Genomic DNA, 12,917 nt, shown 5'->3' on the forward strand with positions numbered 1-12,917 from the left:
TCCCGCCGCTGGACCCGGACGCGCTGCGCGCCGCCGTGCGGGCGGTCGCCGATCACCACGAGGTGCTGCGGTCCCGGCTCGTCCGCCCCGACCCCGGCGACCTCGCGACCTGGCGGCTGGAGAGCGGCCCGCCCGGCACCGGCGACGTGGCGAGCCGGATCACCCGGATCGACGCCACGGCCGTCGCGGACGGACCGGACCTGGACGCGCTGGTCCGCGCGCAGAGCCGCGCCGCGACCGATCGGCTGGACCCGCGCGCCGGGGCGATGCTGCAGCTCGTGTGGCTGGATCGCGGGCCGCGCCGGGGCCGGCTGGTGGTCGTCGTGCACCACCTGGTGGTGGACGGCGTGTCCTGGCGGATCCTGCTGCCCGACCTGGAGGCCGCGTACGCGGCGGCCGTGGCCGGTGACCGTCCGGTGCTGGAGGACGTCGGCACGCCGTTCCGCCGCTGGGGCCGCGCGCTGGCGGAGCAGGCCGTGAGCCCGGCCCGCGCCGCCGAGCTGCCGGTGTGGCGGGCGATGCTGACCGACCCGGGCCCGGCCCTGGCCGACCGTAATCTGGACCCGGAGCGCGACACCGCCGCCAAGATGCGGGAACTCACGCTGCCGGTCCCGGCGGACGTGACCGAGGCGCTGCTGACGCGCGTCGCCGACGTCTTCCACGCCGGGGTGAACGACGTGCTGCTGGCGGGCCTGGCGGCGGCCGTCGCGGAATGGCGGGGCGCCGGTCCCGTCCTGGTGGACGTCGAAGGCCACGGCCGCGAGGCCCTGGCGGACGGGATGGACCTGTCCCGCACGATCGGCTGGTTCACCAGCATGTACCCGGTGCGCCTGGACGCGGGCCCGGCAGACCTGACCGACGTCCGCTCCGGCGGCCCGGCGGCGGGCGAACTGCTGAAGGCCGTGAAGGAGCAGGTGCGGACCGTCCCGTCCGACGGCCTGGGCTTCGGCATGCTGCGCCACCTCAACCCCGAGACCGGCCAAGAACTCGCCGCGCTGCCCACGCCCGAGATCGGCTTCAACTACCTCGGCCGCTTCACCACCACGGACGGCACCTCCGGGCAGGCCGACTGGACGCCGGTGGAACTGGGCGGCGAGGTCGATCCGGCGATGCCCGCCGCGCACGTGCTGGAGGCGGGCGGCGTGGTCCACGACCGGCCGGACGGCCCCGAACTGCACCTGTCCCTCGCCTGGGTCGAGGGGCTGTTCGATCGCCCGGCGGTGGAACGCCTGGCGGCCGAATGGGCGGCGATGCTGACCGGCCTCGCCGCGCACGCCGACGACCCGGACGCCGGGGGCCACACCCCGTCGGACTTCCCGTTGATGGACATCAGTCAGGACGATCTCGGTGAGCTGGAAAGCCAGTGGAGGCAGAAGTGAGCGGTTCCAAGTTCGCTGACGTATGGCCCCTGTCCCCGTTGCAGGAGGGCCTGTTGTTCCACGCCCTCTACGACGACCGGGCATCGGACGGCTACGCGTTGCAGGCCGTCATGGACATCGACGGCCCCCTCGACGCCGCGGTGCTGCGGGCGTCGGGGCAGGCGCTGCTCGATCGCCATGCGAGCCTGCGGGCGGGTTTCCTGCAGCTGGAGTCCGGCCGCCGGGTGCAGGTGATCGGCGAGCGGGTGGAACTGCCGTGGCGGCTGGTGGACGCCCCGGACGAGGGCGCGGCGGCGGCGGAGACCGTCCGCGACCACGCCGCGCGCTTCGATCCGGCGACGCCGCCGCTGCTGCGCTTCCTGCTGCTGCGGCGCGGTCCCGAGCGGCACCGGCTGGTCCTGACGGTCCACCACATGGTGATGGACGGCTGGTCGCTGCCCATCCTGATGCGGGAGCTGTTCGCGCTCTACGCGGCGGGCGGGCGCCTCACCGGGGCTGGCCTGCCGCCCGTCACGCCGTACCGCGACTACCTGGCGTGGCTCGCGAACCAGGACCGCGACGCGGCGCGGACGGCCTGGCGGGACGCGCTGGCCGGCCGGGACGAACCGGCGCTCGTCGCGACGGCCGAACCCGCGGGCGAGCCGGTCCCGCCCCGGCGGGCGTGGGTCGAGGCGACCGGGGAGCTGACCGTGGCCGTCCGGGCGCTCGCCCGCCGGTACAACGTCACGCAGAACACGCTGATCCAGGGCGCGTGGGCGATGGTGCTCAGTCGCCTGGCCGGACGCACGGACGTGGTGTTCGGTGCGATGGTCGCGGGCCGTCCGCCGGAGCTGCCGGGCGTCGAGGACATGCTCGGCCTGTTCGTCAACACGATCCCGGTGCGGGTCGAGCTGGACCCCGCCCAGCCGGTGGCGGACCTGCTGACCGGCCTCCAGGACCGTCAGTCGGTGCTGCTCGGCTACCAGTACCTGGGGCTCGCGGAGATCCAGCGGCTCGCGGGACCGGGCGCCGCGTTCGACACGCTGTTCGCCTACGAGAACTTCCCGCACGAGCCGGCCGAGGGCATGACGCCGCCGGGCACGGGCCTGACGGTCCGGTCGAACGCGGGCGGGCTGGAGGCGACGCACTATCCGCTGAGCCTGACCGTCCTGCCGAGCGACCCGCTCCAGCTCCGGCTGACCTACCGGCCCGACCTGTTCGACGCGGCGGTCGCCGAGGCGCTGATCGCCCGGCTGCTGGTCGTGCTGGAGCGGATGGCGGCCGACCCGGACGCGCCGGTCGGGCGGCTCGGCGTCGTGGACGCCGCAGAGCGGGATCTCGTCGTCGCCGGGTGGAACGCGACGGACGCGCCGGGCGGCCCGGAGACGCTGGTGGCGGCGTTCGCGGCGCAGGTGGAGCGGTCGCCGGAAGCGGTGGCCGTGGCCGGCGACGTGGCGTGGACGTACGCCGAGCTGGACGCGGTGACGGGCCGTATCGCCGCCGGTCTGACCGGGATGCGGCGCGTGGGCGTGTTGATGGAGCGGTCGGCGTGGCTGGTGGCGGCGCTCGTCGGCACGGTCAAGGCGGGCGCGGCGTACATCCCGGTGGATCCGGGGTGGCCCGCCGCGCGGATCGAGCGGGTGCTGTCCGAGGCCGACGTGGATCTGGTCGTGACCGAACCGGGCCTGGCCGACCGGGTGCCGGCGGGGCTGCCGACGGTCATGGTCGACGAGCTGGCGGCGAGCGAGAACGGCACGTCGCAGGCGAGCGTCCATCCGGACGACCTGGCGTACGTCATGTACACGTCGGGTTCGACCGGCGTGCCCAAAGGCGTGGCGGCGACGCATCGCGGAGTCGCCGGTCTGGCGCTCGACAGCGGGTGGGGCGTGGGGCCGGGGAGCCGGGTTCTGCTGCACGCGCCGGTCGCGTTCGACGCTTCGACGTACGAAATCTGGGTGCCGCTGTTATCGGGGGGCCAGATCGCCGTGGCCCCTCCCGGACGGATCGACGCGACGGTCCTGCGCTCGCTCATCGCCGCGTTCGACGTGACGGCCGTCCATGTGACGGCGGGCCTGCTGGGCGCGCTCGCGCAGGAGGCCCCGGACTGCTTCGCGGGCCTGGACGAGGTCCTGACCGGCGGCGACGTGGTCAGCCGCGACGCCGTCGCCGCCGTGATGGCGGCCTGTCCCGGCGTGACCGTCCGGCATCTGTACGGGCCGACCGAGACGACCTTGTGCGCGACCGCCCAGCCGCTCGCGGCCGGAACCGAGGTGCCGTCCGTCCTGCCGATCGGCCGTCCCCGCGACAACATGCGCGCGCTCGTCCTGGACGCGTTCTTACAGCCGGTGCCGGTGGGCGTCGCGGGCGAGCTGTACCTCGCGGGCTCCGGGCTCGCGCGGGGATACCTCGACCGTCCGGCTCTGAGCGCAGAGCGGTTCGTGGCGTGCCCGTACGCCGAAGGCGAGCGGATGTACCGCACCGGCGACCTGGTCCGCTGGGACGCCCAGGGACGCCTGGTGTTCGTCGGCCGCGCGGACGCCCAGGTGAAGATCCGGGGTTACCGGATCGAGCCCGCCGAGATCGAAACCGTCCTGGCCCGGCACGAGCAGGTCGCCCGGGCGGCCGTGATCGCCCGCGAGGACCAGGGGGACAAGCGGCTCATCGCCTACGTCGTCCCGGCCAACGGCGCCGTCGACACCGCCGACCTGCGCACCTTCACCGGCACCGTCTTACCGGACTACATGGTCCCGGCCGCCGTGGTGACCGTCCCCGAATTCCCTCTGACGCGCAGCGGCAAGCTCGACCGGGACGCCCTGCCCGCCCCGGACTTCGCCGGAGCGACGGGGAGCCGCGCGCCCCGCACCGCGACCGAAGAGACGCTGTGCGCCCTGTTCGCGGGCGTGCTGAAGCTGGACCGCGTCGGCGCCGAGGACAGCTTCTTCGACCTCGGCGGCGACTCGATCGTCTCGATGCAGCTCGTCGCCCGCGCCCGCCGCGCGGGCGTCCTGATCACCGCGCAGGACGTCTTCGAGTTCGCCACCCCGGCGGCCCTGGCCGCCGTCGCCGACGCGCAGGCCGCGTCCCGCGAGCCCGCGCGGCCGGACGAGGACGCCGCCGGCCCGGTGCCGCTGACCCCCGTGATCCGGGCCGCCGCGCACCGCACCGGCCTCCCCGCCCGGTTCTCCCAGTGGGTGACGGTCGCCGTCCCGCCGCAGCTCGGACTGGACGGCCTGAAAACCGCCGTGACCGCCCTCGCGGACCGGCATCCCCTGCTGCGCGCCCGGCTGGTCCGTCCGGCGGCGGACCAGCCGGACACCTGGCGGCTGGAGCCCGGCACGGCCGACGTCGCGGCGTGGGTGACGCGGGTGGACGCGTCCGGCGCGGACGACCTCGCGGAGGCGGCGGCGGCCGAGGGCCGGGCCGCGACGGCCCGGCTGGACCCGGGCGCCGGGGTGATGGCGCAGGTCGTGTGGCTGGACCGCGGACCGCTGCCGGGCCGGCTCGTGCTGGTCGCGCACCACTTGGTGGTGGACGGCGTCTCGTGGCGGATCCTGCTGCCCGACCTCCAGGCCGCCTGCACGGCGGTCGCCGCCGGAGAGAAGCCGGCGCTGGACCCGGTGGACACCTCGTTCGGCGCGTGGGCGCGGGCCCTGGCCGACGCGGCGACCGACCCGGCGCGCACGGCGGAGCTGCCGCGCTGGCGGGAGATCCTGACCGGCGGCGGGCCCCGGCTGGCGGACCGGGCGCTGGACCCGAAGCGGGACACGGCGGGCAGCGGCCGGCAGGTCGAGGTCCCGGTGCCGGCCGACGTGACGCGCGCCTTGCTGACGAAGGTCCCGCAGGCATTCCACGCGGGCATCGAAGACGTCCTGCTCGCGGGCCTGACGGCGGCGGTCGCCGCGTGGCGCGGCGCCGGGCCCCTTGCGGTCGACGTGGAGGGCCACGGGCGGCGGGCGCTCGCCGAGGGCATGGACCTGTCGCGGACGATCGGCTGGTTCACGAGCGTCCATCCGGTCCTGCTGGACGCGGGCCCGGTCGATCCGGCGGACGTCCGGTCCGGCGGCGCGGCGGCGGGCGCCCTGCTGAAGGCCGTGAAGGAGCAGGTCCGGGCGGTGCCGGGGGACGGTCTCGGCTACGGGATGCTCCGCTACCTGAACCCGGAGACCGGCCCCGAACTCGCCGCACTGCCCACCCCCGAGATCGGCTTCAACTACCTCGGCCGCTTCACCGCCGACGCGACGGACGACGCGTGGCGGCAGCTGGACCTGGACGGCGACGCCGACCCCGGCGCGCCCGTCCCGCACGCCCTGGAGGCGGGCGGCGTGGTGGCGGACGGGGTGCTGCGGCTGTCGCTGGCGTGGCCCGGCGAGATGTTCGCGGAGCAGGACGTCCGGGACCTGGCGGACGCGTGGGCCGCGATGCTGGCCGGGCTCGCCGAAGCCCCGGAAGCGGGCGGGCACACGCCGTCGGACTTCCCGCTCGTGACGCTCGGCCAGGAGCAGGTCGAGGAGCTGGAGCGTCTGCGCCCCGGCCTGACCGACATCTGGCCGCTGTCCCCGCTCCAGGAGGGCCTGCTGTTCCACGCTCTCTACGACCGGCAGGCGGTCGACATCTACGAGGGCCAGGGCGTCCTCGACCTGAAGGGGGCGCTCGACGCCGACGCGCTCCGCGCCGCCGGCCAGGCGCTGCTGGACCGGCACGCCAACCTGCGGGCGAGCTTCCACCAGCCCGCCGGGGCCGCGCAGCCGGTGCAGGTGATCGCGCGGCACGTCGCGCTGCCCTGGCGGCTGGTGGACGTGGCGGGCTCGGCCGCCGAAGCCGACCGCGTCGCCGCCGAGGAGCTGGGCCGCCGCTTCGACCCGGCCGAGCCGCCGCTGCTGCGGTTCCTGCTCATCCGCCTGGCCCCGGAGCACCACCGGCTCGTCATCACCAACCACCACATCCTGCTCGACGGCTGGTCGCTGCCGATCCTGCTCCGCGAAATGTTCGCCGTCTACGCGGCCGGGGGCAATGCCGACCTGCCGTCCCCGCCGCCCTACCGCGACTATCTCGCCTGGCTCGGCCGTCAGGACCGCGCGAGCGCCCGCGACGCGTGGCGGACCGAACTGGCCGCGCTGGACGAGCCGACCCTCGTCGCCCCGGCGGCGGAGGCCCGCGACCAGACCGTGCCCGACCTCGCCCTGCTGGAGCTGCCCGAGCCGCTGACGCGGAGCCTCCGCGAGCTGGCGCGCCGCAACGAGATCACGCTGAACACGCTCGTCCAGGCGGCGTGGGCCGTGCTCGTCGGGCGGCTGACCGGACGCCGCGACGTCGTCTTCGGCGCCGTCGTCGCCGGACGGCCCCCCGAACTGCCCGGGGCCGAGGACATGCTCGGGCTGTTCATCAACACCGTCCCGATCCGCGTCCCGCTCGACCCGGACCGCACGGTCGCGGACCTGCTGCGGATCCTCCAGGACCGGCAGACCGCCCTCATCCCCCACCAGTACCTCGGCCTCGGCGAGATCCAGCGCCTCACCGGTCCGGCGGCGACGTTCGACACGCTCATCGTCTACGAGAACTTCCCCTTCGACGAGGCCGAGTCGCTGTCGGTCGCCGGGCTGGCGGTGTCGGCGGCGGGCGGGCGCGAGGCGGCCCACTACCCGCTCGGCATGATGGTGAGCCCCGGCGCGGACCGGATGCGGCTGCGCCTGACGTACCGGCCGGACCTGATCGACGCCGAGACGGCCCGCGCCGTCCCGGCAAGGCTGCGGCGCGTCCTGGAGCAGATGGCCGACGGCCCGGGCACCCCGATCGGCCGGATCGCGATCACGCGGCCCGCCGAACACACGCAGGCGGTGGCCGCAGGGAACGACACCGTCGTCCCGGCGACCGCCACGACCGTGACGGACATGTTCGCGGCGCAGGCGGCCCGCACCCCGGACGCGACGGCCGTCACCGCCGAGGACGGCCGGATGACCTACGCCGAGCTGGACGAGGCATCCGGTCGGCTCGCGGCGCACCTGGCCCGGCAGGGCGCCGGCCCGGAGCGGACCGTCGCGCTCGCGGTGCCGCGGTCGGCGCAGCTGGTGGTCGCCGTCCTGGCGGTCCTGAAGACGGGCGCGGCCTACGTCCCCGTCGACCCGGACTACCCGGCGGCGCGGATCGCGTTCATGCTGGCGGACGCGGCCCCCGCCCTGGTGGTGTGCACGTCCGCGACGGCCGGCGCGCTGCCCGGCCCGGACGTGCCGCGCGTCGTCCTGGACGACCTCGACCCGGCCGCGCTCCCCGCCGAGGCCCCGGACGTGCGGCCGGACCCCCGCCACCCCGCGTACGTCATCTACACGTCCGGTTCGACGGGTGCCCCGAAGGGCGTCGTCGTCCCGCACGGCGCGGTCGCGAACTACCTGGAGCACGCGGCGGACGCCTATCCGAGCCTGCGCGGGAACGCGCTGCTGCACTCGTCGGTGTCGTTCGACCTGACGGTGACCGCGCTGCTCGGGACGCTCACCGCCGGTGGCGCCGTTGACGTCGCCGACCTGCGGGACGAGTGCGCCGCCGAACGGCTGTTCCTGAAGGTGACGCCCAGCCACCTGCGGCTGCTGGACGAGCTGGACCTGCCCGACGTCCCGGGCGACCTGGTGGTCGGCGGCGAACAGCTGACCGGCGACCTGCTGGCGTCCTGGCGCGAGCGCCACCCCGCCACCGGCGTGGTCAACGAGTACGGCCCGACCGAGGCGACGGTCGGCTGCGTCGAGCACCGGATCGAGCCGGGCGCGGAACCGCCCGCCGGGGTGGTGCCGATCGGGCGGCCGATCCGGAACATGCGCGCGTTCGTCCTGGACGGGTCGCTCCAGCCCGTCCCGCCCGCGATGACCGGTGAGCTGTACGTCGCGGGCGCGGGCCTGGCCCGGGGCTACCTGAACCGGCCGGGCCTGAGCGCGGAGCGGTTCGTCGCCTGCCCGTTCGGGGCGCCGGGCGAGCGGATGTACCGGACGGGCGACCTGGCCCGCAGGGACGCCGACGGACGGCTCGTCTACCTGGGCCGGGCCGACGCGCAGGTCAAGGTCCGCGGGTTCCGCGTCGAGCCCGGCGAGATCGAGGCCGTCCTGACCGCGCACGCCGACGTCGCGCACGCCGCCGTGATCGCGCGCGAGGACCGGCCGGACGACGTCCGCCTGGTCGCCTACGTCGTCCCGGCCGACGGCGCCGCACCCGACGGCACCCGGCTCCGGGCGCACGCGGGCACGCGGCTCCCCGAGCACATGGTGCCCGCGGCGGTCGTGGTGCTCGACGCGCTGCCGCTCACCCCGGGCGGCAAGCTCGACCGCGCCGCGCTGCCCGCGCCGGACGTCACGGCCCCGGCCGCCGGCCGGGAACCGCGCACCCCGCTGGAGCGGCTGTTCTGCGACCTGTTCGCGGGCGTCCTCGGCCTGGACCGCGTCGGCCCCGAGGACCGCTTCTTCGAGATCGGCGGCGACTCGATCATGTCGATCCAGCTCGTCGCCCGTGCCCGCCGCGCCGGTCTGGTGATCACCCCGCGGCAGGTGTTCGAGCACAAGACGGCGGCGGCGCTCGCCCTGGTGGCGGGCGGCCGGCCGATCGCCCCGGAGCGGGAGGACGACGCGGCGGCGCCGGTGCCGCTGCCCCCGGTGGTGAGCGCCGCCGCCCGCCGGATGGGCCTGGCCGGACGGTTCTCGCAGTGGACGGTCGTCACCGCGCCGCCGGACCTCGACCTGGACCGGCTGCGCACCACGGTCGGGGCCGTCGTGGACCGGCACGACGTCCTGCGGACGCGGCTGGCGTGCCCGGACGACGACCCGGCGACGTGGCGGCTGGAGCCGGACGCGTCCGGGTCCGTCGAGGTCGACCGGATCGCGGTGGACGCCGGGGCGGACATCGAGGAGCTGACCGTCCACCACGGGCGGGCGGCGACGGCGCGGCTGGACCCGCGCGCCGGGGCCATGGCGCGGGTGGTCTGGCTCGACGCCGGCGCGGGGACCGGACGGCTGGTGATCGTCGCGCACCACCTGGTGGTGGACGGCGTCTCGTGGCGGATCCTGCTCGGCGACCTCCGGACCGCGTACGAGGCGGTCGCGGCGGGCCGGCGGCCGGTGCTGGAGCCGGTCGCGACGTCGTACCGCCGCTGGTCCCGGCTGCTCGCCGACCAGGCGACCTCCCCGGCCCGCGTCGCCGAGCTGCCGCTGTGGCGGGACATGCTGCGGGACCCGGGGCCCCGCGTCGGCGGCCGTCCCGCCGACCCGGCGCGCGACACCGCCGCCGCGATCCGGCGGACGCCGGTGACCGTGCCGCCCGCCGTGGCGGAGGCGCTGGTGACGCGCGTCCCGGCGGCGTTCCGCGCGGGCGTCAACGACGTGCTGCTCGCGGGCCTCGCCGCCGCGATCGACGCGTGGCGGGGCGTGCGCGGTCCGGTGCTGGTGGACGTGGAGGGCCACGGCCGGGAGTCCCTGACCGCCGACGTGGACCTGTCGCGGACGGTCGGCTGGTTCACGAACGTCCACCCCGTCCGGCTGGAACCGGGCCTGGACGGCTACGCCGACGTCCGCACCGGCGGGCCGGACGCGGGCCTGCTCCTCAAGCGGATCAAGGACCAGGTCCGGTCGGTGCCCGGCGACGGGCTCGGCTACGGGATGCTCCGCCACCTCAACCCCGAGACCGGCCCGGAACTCGCCGCGCTGCCCGCGCCGGAGATCGGGTTCAACTACCTCGGCCGGTTCGCGGCCCGGTCCGCCGCCGGGGCCGCGTGGCAGCCCACGGGCCGGCACGTCCTGAGCGGCGACGTGGATCCCGCGCTTCCGGTGGCGCATCCGCTGGCGGCGAACGGCGTCGTGCGGGACGGCCCGGACGGCCCCGACCTCGACCTGTCGCTCGCCTGGTCGTCCGAGATGTTCACCGAGGCCGCGATGGACGACCTGGCGGCGGCGTGGGCGGCGATGCTGGCGGGCCTCGCGGCCCATGTCGAGAACCCGGACGCGGGCGGGTTCAGCGCGTCGGACTTCCCGCTGCTCGGCCTGGACGCCGGGCAGCTCGCGGACCTCGAAGCGGACCTTGAGGAAGGCACGTCATGACCGACAACGTCGCGGACGTCTGGCCGCTGTCCCCGTTGCAGGAGGGCCTGCTGTTCCACGCCCTCTACGACGAGGACGCGCTGGACCTGTACGCCGGGCAGCACCTGCTCGACCTGGTCGGGCCGCTGGACGCGGCGGTGCTGCGGGCGTCCGGCCAGGCGCTCATCGACCGGCACGCCAGCCTGCGCGCCGGGTTCCGCCAGACCAGCCGGCTGGACCGACCGCTCCAGATCGTCGCCCGCACGGCGGAGCTGCCGTGGCGCGACGAGGACCTGTCGGGGCTCTCCGCCGCCGCCGAGGCGGCCGAGGTGGACCGGCTGCTGGCCGACGAGCACGCGCGGCGGTTCGACCTCGCCGCGCCGCCGCTGCTGAGGCTCCTGCTGATCCGCTTCGGGCCGGAACGGCACCGGCTCGTCATCACCAACCACCATCTCGTGATGGACGGCTGGTCCCTGTCGATCCTGCTCAACGAACTCGTCGCCCTGTACGCGGCGGGCGGGGACGCGTCGGCGCTGCCGCCGCCCGCGCCGTACCGCGAGTACCTGGCGTGGCTCGGCGCGCAGGACCGGGACGCCGCGCGGACGGTGTGGCGGGCGGAGCTGGCCGGGCTGGACGAACCGACGCTGGTGGCCGCCGTCGACCCCGCGCGCACGCCCGTCCTGCCGGACCGGCTGCGCGCGGCGGCGGACGCGGAGCTGACGGCGGCGGTGCGCGAGCTGGCCCGCCGCTGCGGCGTCACGCTCAACACGGTCGTGCAGGCGGCGTGGGCGATGGTGGTAGGGCAGCTCGCGGGGCGCCGGGACGTGGTGTTCGGCGCGGTCGTGGCGGGGCGTCCGCCCGAGCTGCCCCGCGCGGAGGACATGCTCGGGCTGTTCATCAACACCGTCCCGGTGCGGGTGGAGCTGGATCCGGGGCGGTCGGTCCGGGCGTTGCTGGCGGACGTCCAGGCCCGTCAGTCGGCGTTGCTGGGGTGCCACTACCTCGGGTTGGCGGAGGTGCAGCGGCTCGCGGGGCCGGGCGCTGGGTTCGACACGCTGGTCGCGTACGAGAGCTTTCCGCGCGACCCGGAAGGGAAGCTGGCGGACACCGGGCTGCGCGTCATTCCGGCCGTGGGCGGGAAGGACGCGACGCACTACCCGCTGAGCCTGGCGGTGAGCCCGGGCGGTGACCGGCTGGGGCTGCGGCTGACGCACCGGACCGACCTGTTCGACGCGGCGGCGGCCGAGGCGCTGATCGGGCGGCTGCTGGGCGTGCTGGAGCAGATGGCGGCCGATCCCGACGGCCTGGTCGGGCGGATCGGCGTGGTCGGTGCTGACGAGCGCGAGCTGTTGTCGTCGTGGAATGCCACGGCTGTTCCGGTGCGGTGCGAGACGTTGGTGGAGGGTTTCGCGGCGCAGGTGGCGCGGTCGCCCGATGCGGTGGCGGTGGCCGGCGACGTGTCCTGGACGTATGCCGAGTTGGACGCGGTGGCGGCCCGTATTGCTTCCGGCTTGGCGGGCGCGCGGCGGGTCGGCGTGCTGCTGGAGCGGTCGGCTTGGCTGGTCGGTGTTCTGGTCGGTTCGGTGAAGGCGGGCGCGGCGTACGTCCCGGTGGATCCGGGCTGGCCCGCCGCTCGAATCGAGCGGGTGCTGTCGGAAGCCGACGTGGATCTGGTCGTGACCGAGCCCGGGCTTGTCGATCGGGTGCCTCCGGCGTTCTCCACGGTCCTCGTGGCAGCGCTCGCGGATGGCAAGGACGATCTTCCGCCGGTGGTGGTGGCGCCGGACGACTTGGCCTACGTCATGTACACGTCCGGTTCGACCGGAGTGCCGAAGGGCGTGGCGGCTACGCATCGTGGCGTCTGCGGTCTAGCGCTCGACAGTGGGTGGGGCGTGGGGCCGGGGAGCCGTGTGCTGTTCCACGCGCCGGTGGCGTTCGATGCGTCGACGTATGAGGTCTGGGTGCCGTTGCTGTCGGGTGGCCAGGTCGTGGTCGCGCCTCCGGATCGGATCGACGCCACACTCCTGCGTTCGTTAATCGCTGAGTTCGCGTTGACGGCCGTCCATGTCACGGCGGGTTTGCTGGGTGCGCTGGCGCAGGAATCGCCGGACTGTTTCGCCGGGCTGGACGAGGTGCTGACCGGCGGCGACGTGGTGAGCGCGAGCGCGGTGGCTGCGGTGATGGCGGCGTGCCCGGACGTTGCGGTGCGGCATTTGTACGGGCCGACCGAGGTGACCTTGTGCGCCACCACGCAGGTGATCACGGCTGGTGTTGAAGTTCCGGCGGTGCTGCCGATCGGCCGTCCGCGCGACAACACGCGTGCGCTGGTCTTGGACGGCTTCTTACGTCCCGTCCCGGTGGGTGTGGCGGGTGAGTTGTACGTCGCGGGGTCCGGGCTGGCGCGGGGGTATCTCGACCGTCCGGGCCTGAGCGCAGAGCGGTTCGTCGCGTGCCCCTGGGGTGACGGCGAGCGCATGTACCGGACCGGCGACCTGGCCCGATGGGACGCCGACGG

At 75.5% G+C, this 12,917-nt stretch carries 3 protein-coding genes (2 of these 3 running past the window's edge); all 3 read left to right on the plus strand.

Going from position 1 to position 12,917, the window contains the following annotated elements:
• A protein-coding gene (locus GQ466_RS16035) for a non-ribosomal peptide synthetase (RefSeq protein WP_202420454.1) crosses the window boundary here: on the plus strand, positions 1-1,379 show its 3' portion. It extends 12,529 nt beyond the left edge of the window; only the last 1,379 of its 13,908 coding nucleotides appear in the window; its start codon lies off the left edge, out of view; the stop codon is at positions 1,377-1,379.
• Entirely contained in the window at positions 1,376-10,423 is a 9,048-nt protein-coding gene (locus GQ466_RS16040) for a non-ribosomal peptide synthetase (protein ID WP_161103621.1), read from the plus strand. Before GQ466_RS16035 ends, GQ466_RS16040 begins: the two co-directional genes overlap by 4 nt.
• Positions 10,420-12,917: part of a non-ribosomal peptide synthase/polyketide synthase coding region (locus GQ466_RS16045; RefSeq protein WP_161103622.1), annotated on the plus strand (this coding region is incomplete at its 3' end). Its footprint extends 14,474 nt past the window's final position; the window shows 2,498 of its 16,972 annotated nt. The genes GQ466_RS16040 and GQ466_RS16045, both read left to right, overlap by 4 nt.

It is taken from the genome of Actinomadura rayongensis, from assembly GCF_009831215.1.
Lineage (GTDB): Bacteria > Actinomycetota > Actinomycetes > Streptosporangiales > Streptosporangiaceae > Spirillospora > Spirillospora rayongensis.